This is a genomic window from Oceanobacillus aidingensis (assembly GCF_042654105.1).
In the GTDB taxonomy this organism is placed as follows: Bacteria; Bacillota; Bacilli; order Bacillales; family Amphibacillaceae; genus Oceanobacillus; species Oceanobacillus oncorhynchi.
On record NZ_JBHSFT010000050.1, the window covers coordinates 273,533 to 292,903 of the forward strand.

The window sequence follows — 19,371 nt, forward strand, 5'->3', positions numbered from 1 at the left end:
ATCGTATCGGATTTCATTATAAAATAGAGGAAGAAACAGAATATGTTTTGAAGTGGAAGGAGAAAAACAATGACACAACAAGTTGAGGAACTATCCATCAATACCATTCGCACGCTCTCCATCGATGCAATTGAAAAAGCAAACTCCGGGCATCCGGGATTACCGATGGGTGCGGCACCGATGGCGTATACACTCTGGACAGATTTTATGAATCACAATCCAAAGCATTCCAAATGGTTCAATCGTGACCGTTTTGTATTGTCTGCAGGTCATGGTTCCATGCTGCTGTACAGTCTGTTACACTTATCAGGCTATAATGTATCTATCGATGATTTAAAAGGATTCCGCCAATGGGATTCGAAAACACCGGGACATCCGGAAGTGCATCATACGGATGGTGTAGAAGCAACAACGGGTCCATTGGGACAAGGCATTGCGATGTCAGTAGGAATGGCAATGGCGGAAGCACACTTAGGTGCTGTGTATAATAAAGAAAAGTATAATGTGGTCGATCATTATACATACGCGATTGTCAGTGACGGAGACTTAATGGAAGGAATCTCGCATGAAGCTGCATCGTTAGCCGGCCATATGGGCTTAGGTAAACTGATTGCTTTGTATGATTCCAATGATATTTCATTAGACGGCGATTTAGACCGTTCTTTCTCTGAGAATACGGAACAACGCTTTAAAGCATATGGCTGGCAGGTATTGCGGGTGGAAGACGGCAATGATGTCAACGCCATTCGCCAGGCAATCAAAGAAGCACAGCAAAACCAGGACCAGCCGACATTGATTGAAGTAAAAACAGTTATCGGTTATGGTTCTCCAAATAAATCTGCTTCCAGTGCTTCCCATGGCGCACCGCTTGGGGCAGATGAAGTGAAACTGACTAAAGAAGCCTATAAATGGACGCATGAAGATTTCTATGTGCCGGAGGAAGTATATGCTGACTTTAAAGAAAAAATCGTGAATGACGGTTCCGAAAAAGAAGCAGCATGGGACGAGCTGGTTGCTGCTTATCAAGAAGCCTATCCGGAATTAGGAAAACAGTTCGAGCTTGCTTTAAAAGGAGAGCTTCCTGAAAACTGGCATGAAAATCTTCCTGTATTTGAAGAAGGATCTAAATTTGCTACACGTGCGTCCTCCGGGGAAGTATTAAACGCTGTAGCTAAATCCGTTCCGAATTTCTTTGGCGGAAGTGCCGACCTTGCCGGTTCGAACAAAACAACAATCAATGACGAAGCGGACTTTACCAAGGCAGATTATGCCGGACGTAATATCTGGTTTGGTGTACGTGAACATGCAATGGGTGCTGCTTTAAATGGAATGGCGCTTCACGGAGGACTTCATGTCTTCGGTGGAACCTTCTTTGTCTTCAGTGACTATTTACGTCCATCCATTCGTCTGGCGTCGATTATGAATATGCCGGTAACGTATGTGTTTACGCATGATTCGATTGCAGTCGGGGAAGACGGTCCGACCCATGAGCCTGTGGAGCAATTAGCTGCTTTACGTGCGATGCCTCATCTTTCATTAATCCGTCCAGCGGATGCGAATGAGGTACAGGCAGCATGGCGCTTAGCTTTGGAATCAACAGATCAGCCGACAGCGCTTGTATTGACACGTCAAAACCTGCCTACCTTAGCAAATACCGCAGAATTAGCCTATGAAGGGGTTAAAAAAGGTGCGTACATTGTAAGTAAATCCGAAAAAGAAACACCGGATGCGCTTCTTTTAGCTACCGGTTCCGAGGTTCAACTGGCAGTTGCAGCACAGGAAGCATTGAAGGAAAAAGGTGTCGATGCACAGGTAGTAAGTATGCCTTCATGGGATCGCTTTGAAGCGCAGGATGAAGCATATAAAAACGAAGTACTTCCAAAAGAAGTCACAGCCAGAGTCGGGATTGAAATGGCTGCGTCATTCGGATGGGACCGTTATGTAGGCTTTGAAGGAAAAACACTCACAATTGACCGTTTTGGTGCTTCTGCGAATGGCGATTTATTGATTGAGAAATTTGGTTTTACAGTAGATAACGTTGTTCAATTAGTAGAAGAAGTGACGAAATAAGGAATATTTAAATATTTTATGTCATGAGGAAGAGAGATGCTAGCATCTCTCTTCTTTCGTATCTATTATAATTGTTGCTCGATAAAATGGATGATTTCTTTCCGTTCTTGTTCGGTGCAGGAAAACTGTTGCTCTATAGTTTCCAAATATTTTCCAGCCTTTTTCAGCTCTGCAACGCTTTTTTTCATATAGGATTTATAATGGTTATTTATTTTGTTAATTTCACCAGCATATTTCTCATCTGTTCCAGGCGTGACGGTTTCTTCGTATAAATCAATAACTACTTCCCCTTCTCTAGTTGGGAAAAATTCATGGGGATCAGTACTGTCAAATATACAAAAATCCAAATCTGGAACTAATACCATATCAATACTATTTGGATCAAAACTACAATGATAAATTTCAGTATCATAACCATATTCAATACAAGCACTCGCTACTTTTTTCATAAATGTTGACTTGCCTGTTCCAGCTCTCCCTTTTACATAAAAAACGCAGGATAGTTTTTCTGTAATATGAGGGACGACATTGACCGGACCATCTACAGTTGTGGTACCAAAAAGGCGGTGATACTCGTGGCCATCTTGATCCTTCTTCGATTGTCCTTCTAAGACTTCTTGAATAAACGTATCGGCAATTTCATTCGCCCGCTTAAAGTTCATTTCTTTAATATAGATCTCTTCCAGATCATCATGTATGCGTAACCCTGTTTCCAAATGTTTATATGCTTTTTCTGTGTAGTGAATGAATTTTTCTTCTAGTTTCTCTTTTCTTACCGAAATGTCTTGTGTAAATCGATTTAAATCCAGTTCGATTCCTTCACGCATATCATCTGGTATAATGGAATCATTTAAAAAAGCGAGTCTCTTTTCAGGTATAACCACACCATCCAAATAATGTTCACCCAACGCACTTTTTAACACTTCTACTTCATAGGTAGCTTCATATTTTGTGATTATATCTTTTAAAATTTTTGCTTTCACCGTTTGAGAAGAGTGTTTTAAACGAAAGATTTGCTGTATACGTTCTAAATTGGAAGGCAGTAAATTCACAAATCCCACCGCTGTATTTGCCGTAACATAATAATAATTTCTCAAGAAGACACTTCCTTTTTGATTTGAAATTTTGGGCTTTTGTTTAATTAATTTATGCTGCTTCCCATTTTTGGTGAATGTAATTGGTTGTTTGATAGTGGATCAATACCAAAATCAATGGTTGACAGACAGTAGTTAAATTGATAGTGGTAACCGCTACGGAAAAATACTGCGCTAATTAGTCTCTTTACTCATATCTATTCATTAATATCAACCATTGATTTTGGTGAAGAGCCTTGATAGTATAACATAATTATTTGATATGATAATTGTATCAATGATGATATGGAAAAAATGTTTCAAAAGAAATTCAAGTAGGGGAAAGCAGAAATCAAAAATCAGCAGATTGACAGACTTCTCTTAAATTCCTGAAAGAGAAAAGTAGACGCCAAGTTTTCTTTATTGTTTCGACAAAAGAAGTTGTTCTTTGCACACTATTATGACAACTTTCGGAAATAGATTCCTCTATAATGATAGTCAAAGGGGGAATACGTGATGAATGAATACGCAATTTATTGGATAGAAGAAAATGTAGCAAAAAATTATTATCATAAAAGTGATTTATTACATCGTTTCTTTTTAGAATGTGCTGAAAAAGAGGACGAAGTAATAATTAGAAAGCAATTTCGATTTATCACTCGAAAAATCCATTTTTACAAGTTTGCTATGCATTTAAAGACGTTTTCTTCGCCGGATATTTATGTGAAACGAATTGGAAATAGAGTGCTTGTAAAAAAAGGAGAAGAATCACTCTGCTTATATATTGAAAATGGGGAATTGATTTTAAGGTGTCGCCATTTAGCCGTTGCGGTATCACTGCTTTTTCCTATATTAGAAGATATTCATCCTTATTTCTTTGTCCAAGGAAAAGATACACCACAATATGGATGGATTTCTCCTAAATCTATAAAAGAGCTCAATGATGAAAGTCAAGTGTTGTATAATTTCCTCTAATCTAATATACTGTATTAGAGACAACACGAAGGAGGAAATTTTGTAACATGAGTACGATATGGGTAGTATTAATTGCAATTGCAGCTTTAATTGCTGGTGTTGCTCTTGGATTTTTCATTGCTAGAAAATATATGATGAACTACTTGAAAAAGAATCCGCCAATAAATGAGCAAATGCTTCGTACATTGATGATGCAAATGGGCCAGAAGCCGTCACAGAAGAAAATTAATCAAATGATGCGGGCGATGAATAATCAGAATCAGTCTGGGAAATAATTGATAATTATTTTATGGACAAGCACTAAAACCACTTTTTAGAAGGTGGTTTTTCTTATTGGTCAAAATTTTTTTCAGCATAGTAAAAATTTAAATTGTGCAGGATCAAAGTGCTCGGGTTTAGAAGCGCTTTGTCAGTATACATAGGATGTGCGGACACGTTGGAATCAGTATATGGTCATCCAGGTAAAGCTTAACGAAGGGGAGTTTTTCAAAAAAAATAGTCATTCGCCTTCCCAATTTGAATGAAGCTGCATAAGTTAAAGTAGTTCGAATAGAGGAGGTTATATACACATGGGTAGAGAAGAATGTTGTGATAATCGTCAAAGCTTTGGCTCAGCGGGCTTTGCGTTATTAGTTGTGTTATTTATTTTGTTGATTATTATTGGAACAGCATACTCCGGCGGCAACCAGTGCTACACGGGTGGCTACTACTGTTAATGATTAAAAAACCTGGTATTCGTGAAAGGGATTTCGATAAGCGGGCTTCTGCTTTCAAAAATCTCTTATGCACTGGCGCCCAAGCCTTTGCTCGAATGCCCTATTTGCTGAAAAACAAGAAGACGTCCTGGCGGATGAATTGCCAGGGCGTCTTTTTTCAATTAGTTTCCCAGGTTTTGCAATGTTTTTAACGATACTTTTTTACGTAAATAAATGTGTGCTATATCGGTAACAATGAACGTGGAAAGCAGTAAAATAAGCATAATCAGATAAACATTCGTTATATTCATATTCCAAAGAATAATCGTTATCATCCCGAAAAGAGCAATTTGTCCAAGCGAAATAAAGAAAGGGATGAATCTCCCTTTAAATAATTCCTGTTCGTCTGTCCAGTGAAGCTTTGGATGATAGACATCAATAAAGAAGTTAATCACGACGGCTAACCAATTATACAACAAGGTAATTCCTATCCAGCCAATGAATATATGAATTGGAATGTTTACATAAATGCCGACACCAATAAGCAATAAAAACGGCAGCATAGACATAAGATAGGCAACATATAATTTTGCGTTTATCAAATGCTGAAATGGTATTGGCAAAAATAAATTTAATTTTATGCTTGCTCCTTCTCTGGAAATAGCAGTGGAGGCTGTAACATTGGTACTTAATAAAAAAATCGATATCATAAATAAGGTCAGAAAAAGATTTTTTTCTGGTGCAGCAGAGACAAGTGCTGCCAGATCATTTCCCATATCCAAAAATAGAATCACCGTTATAAATACCGGGAAAAATAATGCCTGAATGACACACTGCATTAGAAAAGCAGGGGTGCGAAAAATCATTTTAAATTCCTTCAGCAGATATGTTTTTAAAATTGAACGCTGCTGTGTTAATTTTTGAGATGCTTTAGCTGATAAATTTCCTTTGCTTCCCGAACTCATTCCCCGGACACCCTTCAAATAAAATCGCTGTCCAGCCCAAATAAATAAGAGAACACAAAGGATAAACACAGCCAGAAGTGCAAGCAGGAAAAGAAGACCGGACCAATCAGCCGCAAAATGGAGACTGCCTGCTCCGAAATAAGCCGGTGGAAAGATCATGGTTATCATTCGCAGTAAACCTTCTTGCTCCTGCATATAGGTCGTAAACGTATCAAGCATTGCCGCATCGTCCATGTTGAGACGAACAAGTACGTTAACGAGAATAACAAATAGTAAGGAACCGATACCCATAAATATTTTGGAGCGATCCTTGTTTTTGGCGATATTGACATAACGCATGATAAACATCAGGATAACCGCTACAAGACTAAATGGAATAATTGGAAAAATGATAAACAAAATGAAGCCATAGACATAAAATAGAATAGGCGCACTGCTGATACTTCCATACATAAATAAAAATGGCAGAAATAAAAGTGCTGCAATGCCATAATTATAAATTAGCGGATTTGCTGCTTTGCCAACCAATAATTGATAAGGATGTACCGGCAGTGGAATATAAGCTGTAATATCATCAGAAAAATAAAAAGCAGATAAAATCATAATAAATGAAAGAAAAAACAGGATAGCTGCAATAAAAAGCAATGCCAAACCGAGTAGCATACTTTCCTGGTTTACTTCAGCCAGCATGTGATAAGCATGTGTAACCATAGAATGTATTCCTTGCATAAGCATAATAAAAAATGGAATAAGAATCAGGGAAACAATAATATAAATCCATGTATTACTTTGTTTGCCTGCTGAAGAATACTGCATTCTTAACATTATTTTTGTAATTGTCCATGTATTACGCATCATTGGTTAGCTCCAAAAATACATTTTCCAGAGATTGGTCGGTTTGATATTCTGCCTGCAGTTCATCAATTGTTCCATAAAATAAAAGCTCTCCGTGATTAATAATTGCCACTTCATCACAGAGCTGTTCTACGACCTCCAGGCCATGGCTGGAGAAGAAAACCGTATTTCCTTTATCAGCGTGCTCCCGCATCATTTGTTTTAAAGCATAGGACGATTTTGGATCCAGACCAGTTAATGGTTCGTCTAAAATCCAAATATCCGGATCGTGCAGCAGTACAGAAGTAACCATTATTTTTTGCCGCATTCCATGAGAGTAACTCTGAATATAATTTCCCAAGGCATGGTCGATTGAAAATTGTTTTGTATAATAGGCTATCTTTTCCTGCCGCACGTCCTCAGGAACCTGATAAATATCAGCAATAAAATTAAGGTATTCCAAGCCTTTTAGCCTCAGAAAAATATCAGAACGGTCTGGAACAAATCCAAAAATCTCTTTTGCCTTTAAGGGCTCTTTATCAATATCAATGCCATTTAAAGTAATTGTTCCTTTATCGATGGGTAAGATACCGGTCATCATATTGATTGTGGTAGATTTCCCAGCGCCATTTGGTCCAAGAAAGCCGACGATTTTTCCATCTGGGATGGTCAATGATAAATCTTGGATAATATGATGATGTCCATCAAAGCTTTTATTGATTCGAGAAATTTCTATCATCCAAAAACCTCCATTTCTACACTTATATTAGAAATTGTATTGTCAGGTAAATATAAACTTATCGTAACATGCGGCTGCATTTTCACAAAATTAATTTCCCATCTTTAAGAAATAAAAGGCATTTTCTTTTCGAAGGTGATTGGATTTATCACCTTGCAAATAATAGCCAGCAGTATGGTTTCTTTTTAAAAAATGAGCAATGCTCATACAAGCAAAGGTAAGATACTGTTCGTTTCAGAAAGGTTGTGTTAGAATTTACAATGGACTCTGGGTATGAAACCTCATTTAATATTTAATGGATTTCTTATAAAGTATCGTGTATATAGAAGACAGAAAGGAAGAAGAATGAATGATAACAAGAAAAAGTAAGCGGGAAGTTCAGCAAATGCAGGAAGCAGCTGATTTGCTGGTAGCCACACATAAAGAAATCGCAAAACGGATTAAACCGGGCGTAACAACACTCGAATTGGACGCATTTGTAGAAAGATTTTTAGAAGAGCATGGAGCAACGCCGGAGCAAAAAGGCTATAATGGCTATCCTTATGCGATTTGCGCTTCTTTAAATGATGAAATTTGTCATGGCTTTCCAACAGATAGACCCTTAGAAGACGGAGATATTGTAACTATTGATATGGTTGTTAATTTAAATGGAGGCTTGGCTGATTCTGCGTGGACATATGCTGTCGGCAATGTAGACGAAAAAGGACAGAAGCTGATTGAAGTAACGAAGGAAGCATTGTACAAAGGTCTTGCTCAGGCAAAGCACGGCAATCGTTTGGGTGACATAGGCCACGCGATTCAATCGTATGCGGAGGCGGAAGGTTTTTCTGTTGTGCGAGATTTTACCGGCCATGGAATCGGACCGACGATTCATGAAGATCCGCATGTACCACATTACGGACTGCCAAATAAAGGCATTCGTTTAAAAGAGGGAATGGTTATTACGATTGAGCCAATGATCAATGAAGGCGACTGGCGCAGCAAGATGGATGATAATGGCTGGACTGCAAGAACGGTTGATAAAGGACGCTCCGCCCAGTTTGAGCATCAAATCGTTGTTACAAAGGAAGAGCCGATTATTTTAACAGAGCAGGATAAATAATAAAAATACTCCCTAATGTGTGAGCATGAAATTTCGCATTAGGGAGTATTTTTTCGATTATTTTTTCGCTGTTCGGGCTCCAAATAAAATAGTAATCACGGGACTTAACAGGCAGAAAAATGCAAACGGCAGGTAGGTCAGTACAGGAATGCCTAAGACATCTGCGATAAACACTCCGCATACGCTCCAGGGAACAAGCGGATTAATTACTGTTCCTGCATCTTCCAACGTACGGGATAATGCTTTTTTCGTTAGCCCGGCTCTTTCATAAATTTGCTGAAATGTTTCGCCGGTTAACAGAATTGATAAATACTGCTCCCCGATAAAAACATTCACCCCAATTGCCGTCCCTGCAGTGGAAGCGATGATGGACCTTGTTCTTTTAAGTCGTTTTTGCAGTGCTTCTAAAATGGCCGGCAAAATACCAGTAACAAACAATAATCCGCCAAAGCTTAAAGCGAGAAGTACAAGGGCGATCGTGAAGAACATGCTTTCCAGACCGCCTCTTGTAATTAATTCATTAACAGGATCAAAATCAGAATTTCCAGTATAGCCGCCAAACCAGATAGCAGGAATAGCGCTTAAAGGAAATTTATTAACAGCAATCGCAATGATACTGGCAACGACACTGCTTATAGATAAAGATAAGAAAGCAGACAATTTAAAAATTGTACAGCCAATCAATACTATCAATGGGATCCAGGAACTCCAATGTATCAATCCTGTTCCTTGTAATGCCTCCTGATACTGTGCAATATTATTGCTGGCATGGGAGCCACTTGGTGATAGTATTGCAAAAGCAATAAACGAAATAATAAATGCAGGAATCGTTGTTAAACTAATATGTTTAATATGTTCAAATAAATCGACACCGACGATCGTTGAAGCAAGGTTGGTTGTATCAGATAATGGAGACATTTTATCACCAAAGAAAGCTCCGGAAACAATTGCTCCTGCTGTAATCGCCAAAGAAGCGTCCATCGCCCCGGCCATTCCTATCAGAGCAACGCCGACAGTTGCAGTAGTAGTCAGGGAGCTTCCTAAAGAGATACCAATAATACCGGTAATAGCAAAAACAACCGCATAAAACCATGTAGTTGAGATAAGAGATAAACCAGTTGTCATCAAGACAGGAATGGTTCCGCTTATCATCCAGCTGCTGATTAGAATACCAATTACAAAGAATAAGAATACCGCTCCCATTGCAGAACCGGCTCCTAAGCCCATCGCCTTTTGCAGAGATTGGTAAGTGATTTTATTCCATAATCCATAACCAACCAAAATAAATATAGCGATAAGGATAGGTATATGCGGCGCGGCTTCCAGTCCAATCATAAAAAAGCTGATAATCCCCACAAGCAGGATGAGGAAAACGACGGAAACAAGTAATGAAGGGTGATGTTTTGCTTTAATTGAATTCATTTTTAATTACCTCCTTGGCTTTGCATATGTATAAGATATGCCTATTTTTCTATAAGAAATGTAAAAAGCTGCAGCATGATCGTTTTAAACCAATAAAAAAACTCCGCCCCTATAGAAAGGGACGAAGTAAATCTCCGCGTTACCACCCTAGTTGATGCACATTAAGTACATCCGCTTGATTTCAGTGACAGGTTTTAAAATAAAGCCTGTAATTCAACTATTATATACCAAGGTTTGCACCAGCCACCTTGTCTCTAAATAACTGTCATATAATAATCTACTGCGGACTTTTACTGTCAAAACGATTGAATTGTTAATAATGACTATACAATTAATTTACTTGAATTGTCAATAAGAGATTCAAATAATTGCTATTTACGTATCTATTTTTTGAGAACAATAAGTGTACATAATGCCTTTTTCAAAAGTTGACTTAGCTTTCTCTTTTCGCAGACAAATTCACAAGAATTCCGGCACAAACCATCATTATAATAATGGAAGAGCCTCCATAGCTGACGAATGGTAATGTTACTCCCGTTATCGGTAACATACCAGAAATCGCTCCTAAATTAATCACTGCCTGAATCATAATCAGAAAAGTGATTCCTATTGCCAGTAATTGATAAAAGGAATTGGACAGCTGTTTGGCGATGAAGATACCTCTAAACAGGATAATCATATAGCAGGCAAGAACTATCAGTAAGCCTGCTGCTCCGAGCTCTTCTATCGTAATTGCCATAATAAAATCGGTATGTGCTTCTGGGAGATAGCCGAGCTTTTGTGTACTGTTACCTATTCCGTTTCCCATTAATCCGCCGCTATTGATTGCAAGCAAAGAATTTGCAAGCTGGTAGCCATTCTCTGAAAACTCCTCAAACGGCTGCCTGAAGGAAGTCAAACGATTCAAACGATAGGCTGAGCTTAGGGCGAAGTAAACCGTACCTACAGCAGCAACACTTCCCAATAAAAAAATATGCCGTTTTTTTACACCACTGCATGTAACAATAATTCCGCAAGCGGCCAAAATAATTCCGGCTGCTCCTAAATCAGGCTGTGATAAAATGAATAAAAAAACAAGCAGCAAGATGATGACCGGAGGCAGGACGCCATGTACGAAATGGTTGATATACGACTGTTTTTTTGCATAAATCGAGGCAAAGTAAATGACCATGGATATCTTCACCACTTCTGACGGCTGAAATAAAAATCCGCCAATCGCAATCCAGCGCTGGGAGAAGTTGCGTTCTACTCCTATATTTGGTATTAAAACAGCTATTAGCAGAATTAACGAGAGCATTACAAGCGCGGGACTCCATCTGGCATATAGTGCAGGGTTTATTAACGCAGCCAAGGTAAAGAAGGCTATGCCGATTAAGAGCCATTGCAGCTGTTTTACAAAAAAGTAATTTCCGCTATCATAGTACATTTGTCCAATTGGAAAGCTTGCACTGTATACCATCAACAGTCCAAAAATTGATAAAATACCTACCGCAGCAATTAACAAAAAGTCCATTTTCTTCACTTTTGCCCAAAGCATATTCTCATCCTAACTATATAAAAATCATGCATGAATGCTCTTTTTTGAGAACAGTTCATGTTTGCCTCCCATAATTGAATATTGCCGGCCAGGCTGATTATTATTGAAATACTTAAAAATCATGGTTTTCGGTAATTCCTATTAAATATACTAGGGGTGTTGACAATTCGTCAAATTACGCAGCTTTTTTCTCCTGGATTGTAATAAATAGAGTACGTGAAAGGAGGTTGAAAATACTTGTTCGTGATATGAGGACTTTACTTGAACTAGAAGGAGGATTCATAATTAGTTAGTATTCACTGTCAGGGGTAGAAGGGGGAAGAAGAGGTAAAAAACGAATGATAACTTTGACGACAGGAACAACAGAGAAATTTTCCTGTTATCGACATTGGACGAAATTATTTTGACAGAGGAGCAAATGTAGCTTCATTTTATAAAAAAGGAAAATACAAATATTAAAATGAACCATTCTCTAAGGATATAGAAAATGGTTCATCTTGTTTCTGAAGTTTACTTTTTATTTTCTTCATAAGGTTCAATATGAATCAATGCGTGATTTATTCCGTATTCTTTGTAAAGATACTCCTCAATATGCTCTGTGATAGCATGGCTGTCAACAACATTTAAGGTGGGATCCACTAAAATAGTTATATCTAAAAGCTCTTGATTGCCGTGAATACGGCCTTTAATATCAACAACCTCCCGTACATTTTTAAAGGTGCGGATAGCTTCCTTCATTTCATCTAATTTCTTATAATCAAATCCATCTGTCAGCGTAACCGTAGAATCTTTAAAAATATCCCATGCTGTTTTGCAGATGATTAATCCGACCAATATCGCTACAATCGGATCTAACCAAAATAGTCCGAATTGGGCTCCGATAATGCCGATAAATACGCCAATACTTACAAAAGCGTCTGAACGGTTATCCATTGCTGCCGCATAAAGTGCACTGCTTCCGATTTTTTTGGACAGTTTTAAATTATAACGGAAGACACCCAGCATAACCAATGCAGCGAATATAGCTACCCAGGCTGTCAGCATATCAGGCTGTTCATAATCGGATGCATAAAGTGTCCGGCCTGCAGTAAATATGACTTGAAGGCCGATAAACATCATAATAAAAGCGGCAAATAGAGAAGCGATACTTTCTGCACGGTAATGGCCGTAGCGGTGGACGGAATCTGCAGGTTTGACCGCTATTTTTAATCCGACTAATACAGCAACGGAAGCAATAATATCGGTAAAGTTATTTAAACCGTCAGCGCGCAGCCCTTCTGAATTTCCGATGGAGGCAATATAAAGCTTTAAAATGGCTAAAAAGATATAAGCGATGATGCTGAGCCAAGCTCCTTTTTCCCCGGTTTTTAAGTTTTCATTATGATTATTCATCTTTAATCCCACCATATTCTAAAATTAACTAGATATCTCCATACCATATTCAAGTTAGCTTATATAGTCTATCAAATCACTTACTGGTGGGTCTAGAGAAAAATAACAGACCACAGGAAGAGTTATTGAGAATTGTAAGCATATTTTCCTTTGGGAAACAATCATTGCTATGGCAGTATTTATTGTTTCTTTTTATATATAAAATGATTCAGAAAATAAGGTGCTTGCATAGATGAAAATAAATAAGAAAAAAATGGATAATATTTATAAGTTGAAATTTATTGAAAGTTTGTGCATAATGGGTAAAAGGCTTTAAGGGGGAAACTTCCATGAAACAAGAAAAAGTCGTATACCGTTTTTTTCAGTATGTAGGAGAACCGTTAACAGCACGAAAAGAAATGGCATTTGAAGAGAAGCTTGCTGCTCAATTATTATTGGACGAACTTGTATTTAAATGGAACAAATCTCATTTAGAAGAAGAAATAAATCAAGCCATTGAAACAAATAATTATGTAGATTTTAAAAAATATAGTGAAGCTTATAAACAATATGTGTGGGAAGATTAACTATAAAGGTATAGGTGCCTGAGACCAAGTGCGCCTATACCTTTTTTTAGGAATAAGAAACCTTATAAAAGTTGAAGGCAGTCGATTCAATGGGTTTCATGGGGTGAGTAATCTTAGGCCCCGAGAGTAAAAAAAGAAGTTTGCTTTTTTCTGCGAGGTCTTCCCGCTGGGACTGGGACTGCGATTACTCGTCCCACCGAAAACCATTGCGATTGCTCGCCCCATCAAAATCGTCGCTAGAATTAGCTTTATTTCTTTATAAGAAAGCTAATGAAACATATTTATTCTTAGATGGGAGCGGAGGGAAGTTGACTACTGCGGGAAAAGCAACAGGTGAAGACCCCGGAGGAAGCGGTTTTGTTCCGAGGAGGCTGAGCCGTTGCCCACGGAAAGCGACTTCCCGTAGCGGACATCTCTTCGACAAGGACACCGATGTTTTAAAGACCAAGCGGTATTCTTGTTTTTTTATTTGGAGTATGGCAGTTATCTTTTGCACGCTCCAAGTAAATAGCAGTTGTGAGAACATTCATGTCAGCATATACTGCATGCAGAAAAGACGGAATATAGGTTTTTTTAAGAAATAATATTAAATTAAAAAAATAGATAGGATTAACCAAATAAATCCATTATAATGCAAGTAAAGGAGGGGGATAAAGTGGACGCAAAATCGAGAAAGAAAATACAGCGCAGCTGGATGATGTACGATTTCGGGAATTCAGCTTTTGCAACAACGATGATGGCTGCAGTACTACCCGTTTATTATTCAACAGTTGCTGCATCTGGTCTGGATGATCATTTAGCAACAAGCTATTGGGGATATTCACAATCTATCTCTGTGCTGATTGTAGCTATTCTTGCACCGATACTTGGTGCCATCAGTGATTTTTCAGCAGCAAAGAAAAAATTTCTTCGTTATTTCTCATTTATGGGGATTATTGCAAGTATTTTAATGATCTTCATCAGTGAGGGAGATTATTTACTGGCCTCTTTATTATTCATTATTGGTTCGATTGGATTTTCGGGCGGTAATATTTTTTATGATGGATTTTTACCGGAGATTGCTGAAAAAGAAGAGATGGACAAAGTATCATCAGGCGGTTTTGCCTATGGATATATTGGAGGCGGTATTTTATTAGCTGTTAATGTGATGATGATATTAAACCCATCCTGGTTCGGGATTTCTGATACAGAATGGGCAACCAGAATTTCGCTTGCTTCTGTAGGTATCTGGTGGCTGATTTTTACGATTCCGCTCCTGAAAAATATAAAAGAAGAGAAAAAAGAGAAAGTAAAGCGGGAAAAATCATATATAGCCATTGGTTTTTCCAGAGTCGGAAACACCTTCCGGGAGATAAAGCAATTTAAACAGCTGGCTATTTTTCTGATTGCATTTTGGCTTTATAATGATGGAATTTCTACCATCATCCGAATGGCAACTGTTTATGGAAGTGAGATTGGGATTGGTCAGAATGATTTGATTATTGCCTTATTGATTACCCAATTTGTCGGCATACCATTTACCTTCTTTTTCGGTTGGCTGGCAACAAAGATTACAGCAAAGAAAGCATTATTTATCACATTGTACATCTATTTAGGAATAGTCATTATTGGTTATTTTATGAGCACTGCTCTTCATTTTTATATGCTGGCAATTATTGTAGGAATGGTTCAAGGAGGAGCACAATCATTGAGCCGCTCCATTTTTGGACGTATGATACCAACTGGAAAGCATGCGGAGTTTTTTGGATTTTATGGTATTTCATCCAAGTTCGCGGCAGTAGTCGGCCCATTTATATTTGCGCTTATTGGACAATTGACGGGAAACAGCCGCTTAGGCATTTTATCGCTTATTTTCTTCTTTATTATCGGAATCATTCTCTTGAAATTCGTGGATATTGATAAAGGAATAGAAGAGGCAAGGAGAGCTTCGAATAAAAAAGAGGAAGTCAACGTACGCCCGCAATAAAGATAAGCACATGCTGAGAGGAGTCTTGAACCAAAGAGCATGTGCTTCTTTTTCTTATATAATTGGTACACTAAAGCGGTTTATATCATGATTCGCTACAGGTGTGCCGGTATCATATGAAATATTGCCGATACGGCGGATAAGCTGCGCTTTTACTGATTCTCCGCCTTCATTCCAATAATCCGTAACCAAAGGAAGCAGGCTGACAGCATCATTTAATGCATCCGTATATAACTCTGCAAAGCTTTCCTCCCGTTTTTCTCCAGTAGCTGCATGCACCCACAGCTTATTTTCTTCATTAAGATAATCGATATTTTCATGGATGGGCTGATGAGAATAAGAACTGATAAAAGCTTTTAAGATTTTATTTTTCCAGCCGCCCGGGTCTGCAAAAAGTTTTTGAGCAGTAATCATATCCTGGTAAGCAATCTGAATATCCTTCGTCTGAAAAGATAATTCGGGGTGAAACCTGCGGATAGCATCATCTAATATGTATAAAATGGATACAGGCAATGTGTCACCAACATTGATTTCTGCATATGCCGCATGCTTCCACAGTTCCATTTTACGTGTGTCTAAAGCCATTTTCGTATCAATAAGGGTTTCCAGCTTTTGGTGTTTACTGCCCTGATACCCGGCCCGGTAATGGATATAAGGGTGTGTATGACGGTCCAGCAGATGGTGGGTGATAAAACCTGCCACATAGGCTTTTACTTCATCAGACCCTTCCTGAGCCTGTTCAATCAGGTATATTAGAAAAGGGCCGCATTCTTTTGTGTGCAATGTGTTGCCGATTTCCTGTCCGGTCTTTTGACTGGAAAGCCATGGCCAGAATCGGTAATAAAAGAAAGGGTCAGGTCCTTGAGCGCCTAGAAAGAGAGCATGTCTGGAAGGGGAATGGTGGATATCCCAGGATAATGCATTGCAAGCATCTTCTGCGAAAAAAATATGTGTCCAGATATTCGGCATGATTTATTCTTCCTTTCTTCAATTCAATTGGTATACGTAAAAATAGCTGATATTCTCTGGGAATATGCTTATTCTTATCATATCATGAAAAAGAAATCGAAAAAAATCAAAAAATTTGATACACTAGATATGATTCGAGGAAAAGTTCAAGGAGGAATTAGGATGGATTATCGTGTTGAAAAAGATACTATCGGGGAAATTAAGGTGCCGGCCGACAAATATTGGGGAGCGCAGACACAACGCAGTAAACAGAATTTCCCGATCGGTCAGGAAACTATGCCTGTCGAAATCATTAAAGCGTTTGCAATTTTAAAAAGAAGTACAGCTGTTGCCAACTTTGAACTGGGGTTAATGGAGGAAGAAAAAGCGGAAGCAATAAAATATGCTGCAGACCAAGTATTAGCAGATAAATTAAATGACCATTTTCCATTAGTAGTATGGCAAACAGGAAGCGGAACACAGTCAAATATGAATGTAAATGAAGTATTGGCGTATGTTGGTAATCAATGGCTTCAAGAGCAGGGGAGCGAGTTAAAACTTCATCCGAATGATGATGTAAATAAATCACAAAGTTCAAATGATACATACCCTACAGCGATGCATGTAGCAGCTGTATTGAAATTGGAAGATACCGTACTTCCTGCCGTGAAGCAACTCAAGGACACACTGGAAGAAAAACAAAATAAATTTACGGACATTGTAAAAATAGGGCGGACCCACTTGCAGGATGCAACACCATTGACGTTAGGCCAGGAAATCAGCGGCTGGCACCGGATGTTAGAAAAATCATACACCATGATTAAAGAGAGTAATGAACATCTGCGGGAGCTGGCTATCGGTGGAACAGCTGTCGGAACGGGTTTAAATGCACATCCGGATTTTTCAGAAAAGGTTTGTAAAGCTATTTCAGCATATACTGATAAAACATTTATTTCTGCTAAAAACAAATTCCATGCATTAACGAGCCATGATGAGACGGTTTATGCGCATGGGGCGTTAAAAGGTCTTGCTGCAGATATGATGAAAATTGCCAATGATGTACGCTGGTTAGCGAGCGGACCGCGTTGTGGTATTGGAGAAATTACGATACCGGCAAATGAGCCTGGAAGCTCGATCATGCCAGGAAAAGTAAATCCGACACAAAGTGAAGCCGTAACGATGGTAGCGACACAGGTGATGGGAAATGATGCGGCAATCGGATTTGCTGCCAGTCAAGGGAATTTTGAACTAAACGTCTTTAAACCGGTGATTGCCTATAACTTCCTGCAATCCAGCCAATTGCTGGCAGATAGCATTCTTTCCTTTGATGAGCGCTGTGCGGTCGGAATTGAAGCGGACCTGGAGCAAATTGAGAAAAACCTGCATGGATCATTAATGCTGGTAACTGCTTTAAACCCGCATATCGGTTATGAAAATGCTGCAAAAATCGCCAAAACAGCATTTGCAGATAATGCAACATTAAAAGAGACAGCAGTTAGGCTTGGTTTATTGACTGCTGAACAATTTGATGAGTATGTAAGACCAGAGGAAATGACACATCCCAAATAAGCTTAGAAAGCAGTACTTTTGAATACGAACATGAAGCAATCAAAAAGCTGAATCCATGCATAGGGTTCAGCTTTTTTAATTTCCAAAAATTAGCTATCATAAGTTGGGCGAAACTGCAGAAGATACTTGTACAGGAGGTGATAATCATGGCAAACAACAATTCAAACCAATTAGTAGTGCCTGGAGTACAACAAGCTCTTGATCAAATGAAATATGAAATCGCTCAAGAATTTGGTGTAAACCTTGGTGCAGATTCAACTTCTCGTGCAAACGGTTCTGTAGGTGGAGAAATCACAAAACGCCTAGTGCAGACTGCTCAACAACAAATGCATGGTAAATAATTTTATTAAATAAAATATTACTGGCTAAAAAGGGGAACTTATAATGAGTTCCCCTTTACCAATATCTTCTGTCTTAACGTATCCGCTGTTCACTCTCATTATCAAAGAAGTGGACCTTATTCATATCAAAGGAAAGCTCTAATTCATCCCCGCCTTGAATATCTGCACGAGAATCGACGCGCGCAACAAATTCTTGATTATCGATACTGGAATAAAGAATAGATTCTGCTCCCATCAATTCCGCAACCTCAATTTTGGCTGTCAATTTAGACTCAGGAGAGGATTCTAAGAAGACTAATTCATCATGAATATCTTCCGGACGAACACCGATAGTCAGCTCTTTTCCTTCATAGCCCTGTTCTTTCAGCGGTGCAAGCTTTGGCTGCGGAATTAGGAAGGAATGGTCACCGATTTGGAACTTGTCTCCCTGCAATGTGCCAGTAAAGAAATTCATAGATGGAGATCCGATAAACCCGCCTACAAAAATGTTTTCCGGTAAGTCATACACATCCTTAGGAGCACCAACCTGCTGAATAACACCATCTTTCATTACAACGAGTCTTGTTGCCATTGTCATTGCTTCGGTCTGGTCGTGAGTCACATAGATAGTTGTGGTTTGCAGTCGCTGGTGCAGCTTTTGGATCTCTGCACGCATTTGCACACGCAATTTTGCATCCAGGTTAGATAAAGGTTCGTCCATCAGGAATACCTTGGCATCCCGGACAATCGCACGTCCTAAAGCAACACGCTGTCTTTGTCCGCCGGATAATGCTTTTGGTTTTCTGTCTAAGTATGCTTCTAATCCTAAAATTTTAGCCGCTTGATCAACACGTTTTTTGATTTCTTCTTTTTTAAATTTGCGAAGCTTAAGTCCGAATGCCATATTATCATATACATTCATATGAGGGTATAAGGCATAGTTTTGGAATACCATTGCGATATCGCGATCTTTTGGTGAAACATCATTCATTAATTTCTCATCAATATACAGTTCCCCGTCAGATATTTCTTCCAAGCCGGCAATCATGCGCAATGTAGTTGATTTCCCGCACCCGGATGGCCCGACAAATACAATAAATTCCTTATCTTGAATATGTAAGTTGAAATCTTTTACCGCTAATACATCCTTATCGTATTTCTTTTGAATATGATTTAATTTTAATTCTGCCATGATGAC

17 protein-coding genes are annotated in these 19,371 nt (G+C 38.6%); 9 read left to right on the plus strand and 8 right to left on the minus strand.

Going from position 1 to position 19,371, the window contains the following annotated elements:
- Window positions 1–69 precede the first annotated feature (69 nt).
- Entirely contained in the window at window positions 70–2,070 is a 2,001-nt protein-coding gene (tkt, locus tag ACFO3P_RS22355) for a transketolase (RefSeq protein WP_042534683.1), read from the plus strand.
- Between the two features lie 65 nt (window positions 2,071–2,135).
- On the opposite strand, the gene ACFO3P_RS22360 is transcribed toward tkt, so the two are convergent.
- A complete protein-coding gene (locus tag ACFO3P_RS22360) occupies window positions 2,136–3,167 on the minus strand; it encodes a hypothetical protein (protein ID WP_042534682.1) in 1,032 nt (343 codons plus the stop codon).
- A 492-nt stretch (window positions 3,168–3,659) separates the two neighbouring features.
- Here ACFO3P_RS22360 and sirA point away from each other — a divergent pair, with 492 nt between their 5' ends.
- From sirA to ACFO3P_RS22375, 3 genes are all read left to right on the plus strand, one after another.
- A complete protein-coding gene (gene sirA / locus ACFO3P_RS22365; RefSeq protein WP_042534681.1) occupies window positions 3,660–4,118 on the plus strand; it encodes a sporulation inhibitor of replication protein SirA in 459 nt (152 codons plus the stop codon).
- A 47-nt stretch (window positions 4,119–4,165) separates the two neighbouring features.
- Window positions 4,166–4,393: a YneF family protein gene (locus ACFO3P_RS22370; RefSeq protein WP_042534680.1), complete on the plus strand. Its 228-nt coding sequence runs from the start codon at window positions 4,166–4,168 to the stop codon at window positions 4,391–4,393.
- A 294-nt stretch (window positions 4,394–4,687) separates the two neighbouring features.
- Complete coding sequence (locus ACFO3P_RS22375; protein WP_084612989.1) at window positions 4,688–4,834, plus strand: YjcZ family sporulation protein; 147 nt, start codon at window positions 4,688–4,690, stop codon at window positions 4,832–4,834.
- A gap of 161 nt (window positions 4,835–4,995) precedes the next feature.
- Here ACFO3P_RS22375 and ACFO3P_RS22380 read toward each other — a convergent pair whose 3' ends face one another.
- Window positions 4,996–6,636 (minus strand): putative ABC transporter permease subunit, encoded by a 1,641-nt coding sequence (locus ACFO3P_RS22380; protein ID WP_042534679.1) that lies wholly within the window; start codon window positions 6,634–6,636, stop codon window positions 4,996–4,998.
- Window positions 6,626–7,351 carry an ABC transporter ATP-binding protein gene (locus ACFO3P_RS22385; RefSeq protein ID WP_042534678.1) on the minus strand — a complete coding sequence of 242 codons (726 nt, stop codon included), beginning with the start codon at window positions 7,349–7,351 and terminating at the stop codon, window positions 6,626–6,628. The genes ACFO3P_RS22380 and ACFO3P_RS22385 overlap by 11 nt, the downstream gene beginning before the upstream one ends.
- A 349-nt stretch (window positions 7,352–7,700) precedes the next feature.
- On the opposite strand from ACFO3P_RS22385, the gene map reads away from it, so the two are divergent.
- Window positions 7,701–8,453, plus strand: coding sequence for a type I methionyl aminopeptidase (map, locus tag ACFO3P_RS22390; protein WP_042534677.1), 753 nt, complete (start codon window positions 7,701–7,703; stop codon window positions 8,451–8,453).
- A 57-nt stretch (window positions 8,454–8,510) separates the two neighbouring features.
- Here the strand turns inward: map and nhaC are convergent, their stop codons facing one another.
- The 3 genes from nhaC to ACFO3P_RS22405 form a co-directional block, all read right to left on the minus strand.
- On the minus strand, window positions 8,511–9,875 hold the full coding sequence (gene nhaC / locus ACFO3P_RS22395; RefSeq protein WP_193064755.1) for a Na+/H+ antiporter NhaC: 1,365 nt from the start codon (window positions 9,873–9,875) through the stop codon (window positions 8,511–8,513).
- A 433-nt stretch (window positions 9,876–10,308) separates the two neighbouring features.
- Window positions 10,309–11,412 (minus strand): putative lipid II flippase FtsW, encoded by a 1,104-nt coding sequence (gene ftsW / locus ACFO3P_RS22400; RefSeq protein WP_193064756.1) that lies wholly within the window; start codon window positions 11,410–11,412, stop codon window positions 10,309–10,311.
- Between the two features lie 510 nt (window positions 11,413–11,922).
- Window positions 11,923–12,804, minus strand: a complete 882-nt coding sequence (locus tag ACFO3P_RS22405) for a cation diffusion facilitator family transporter (RefSeq protein WP_042534673.1) — start codon at window positions 12,802–12,804, stop codon at window positions 11,923–11,925.
- Between the two features lie 329 nt (window positions 12,805–13,133).
- On the opposite strand from ACFO3P_RS22405, the gene ACFO3P_RS22410 reads away from it, so the two are divergent.
- Together ACFO3P_RS22410 and ACFO3P_RS22415 are read left to right on the plus strand one after the other, a co-directional pair.
- Entirely contained in the window at window positions 13,134–13,370 is a 237-nt protein-coding gene (locus ACFO3P_RS22410; RefSeq protein ID WP_042534671.1) for an IDEAL domain-containing protein, read from the plus strand.
- A gap of 655 nt (window positions 13,371–14,025) precedes the next feature.
- A complete protein-coding gene (locus ACFO3P_RS22415) occupies window positions 14,026–15,336 on the plus strand; it encodes an MFS transporter (RefSeq protein ID WP_289584594.1) in 1,311 nt (436 codons plus the stop codon).
- Window positions 15,337–15,390: 54 nt separating this feature from the next.
- Here the strand turns inward: ACFO3P_RS22415 and ACFO3P_RS22420 are convergent, their stop codons facing one another.
- Entirely contained in the window at window positions 15,391–16,305 is a 915-nt protein-coding gene (locus ACFO3P_RS22420; protein WP_212929496.1) for a zinc dependent phospholipase C family protein, read from the minus strand.
- 162 nt (window positions 16,306–16,467) lie between these two features.
- Between ACFO3P_RS22420 and fumC the strand changes: the two genes are divergently transcribed.
- On the plus strand, window positions 16,468–17,853 hold the full coding sequence (gene fumC / locus ACFO3P_RS22425) for a class II fumarate hydratase (RefSeq protein WP_042534666.1): 1,386 nt from the start codon (window positions 16,468–16,470) through the stop codon (window positions 17,851–17,853).
- Between the two features lie 146 nt (window positions 17,854–17,999).
- Window positions 18,000–18,194, plus strand: a complete 195-nt coding sequence (locus ACFO3P_RS22430) for an alpha/beta-type small acid-soluble spore protein (RefSeq protein ID WP_040981996.1) — start codon at window positions 18,000–18,002, stop codon at window positions 18,192–18,194.
- A 73-nt stretch (window positions 18,195–18,267) separates the two neighbouring features.
- On the opposite strand, the gene ACFO3P_RS22435 is transcribed toward ACFO3P_RS22430, so the two are convergent.
- Entirely contained in the window at window positions 18,268–19,365 is a 1,098-nt protein-coding gene (locus tag ACFO3P_RS22435; protein WP_042534664.1) for an ABC transporter ATP-binding protein, read from the minus strand.
- Window positions 19,366–19,371 lie beyond the last annotated feature (6 nt).

Excerpts from the sequence above, each read along its gene's own strand:
- tkt (WP_042534683.1), top strand. The coding sequence starts at position 70 with ATGACACAACAAGTTGAGGAACTATCCATCAATACCATTCGCACGCTC.
- sirA (WP_042534681.1), top strand. The coding sequence starts at position 3,660 with ATGAATGAATACGCAATTTATTGGATAGAAGAAAATGTAGCAAAAAAT.
- ACFO3P_RS22370 (WP_042534680.1), top strand. The coding sequence starts at position 4,166 with ATGAGTACGATATGGGTAGTATTAATTGCAATTGCAGCTTTAATTGCT.
- ACFO3P_RS22375 (WP_084612989.1), top strand. The coding sequence starts at position 4,688 with ATGGGTAGAGAAGAATGTTGTGATAATCGTCAAAGCTTTGGCTCAGCG.
- ACFO3P_RS22380 (WP_042534679.1), bottom strand. The coding sequence starts at position 6,636 with ATGATGCGTAATACATGGACAATTACAAAAATAATGTTAAGAATGCAG.
- ACFO3P_RS22385 (WP_042534678.1), bottom strand. The coding sequence starts at position 7,351 with ATGATAGAAATTTCTCGAATCAATAAAAGCTTTGATGGACATCATCAT.
- map (WP_042534677.1), top strand. The coding sequence starts at position 7,701 with ATGATAACAAGAAAAAGTAAGCGGGAAGTTCAGCAAATGCAGGAAGCA.
- nhaC (WP_193064755.1), bottom strand. The coding sequence starts at position 9,875 with ATGAATTCAATTAAAGCAAAACATCACCCTTCATTACTTGTTTCCGTC.
- ftsW (WP_193064756.1), bottom strand. The coding sequence starts at position 11,412 with ATGCTTTGGGCAAAAGTGAAGAAAATGGACTTTTTGTTAATTGCTGCG.
- ACFO3P_RS22405 (WP_042534673.1), bottom strand. The coding sequence starts at position 12,804 with ATGAATAATCATAATGAAAACTTAAAAACCGGGGAAAAAGGAGCTTGG.
- ACFO3P_RS22410 (WP_042534671.1), top strand. The coding sequence starts at position 13,134 with ATGAAACAAGAAAAAGTCGTATACCGTTTTTTTCAGTATGTAGGAGAA.
- ACFO3P_RS22420 (WP_212929496.1), bottom strand. The coding sequence starts at position 16,305 with ATGCCGAATATCTGGACACATATTTTTTTCGCAGAAGATGCTTGCAAT.
- fumC (WP_042534666.1), top strand. The coding sequence starts at position 16,468 with ATGGATTATCGTGTTGAAAAAGATACTATCGGGGAAATTAAGGTGCCG.
- ACFO3P_RS22430 (WP_040981996.1), top strand. The coding sequence starts at position 18,000 with ATGGCAAACAACAATTCAAACCAATTAGTAGTGCCTGGAGTACAACAA.
- ACFO3P_RS22435 (WP_042534664.1), bottom strand. The coding sequence starts at position 19,365 with ATGGCAGAATTAAAATTAAATCATATTCAAAAGAAATACGATAAGGAT.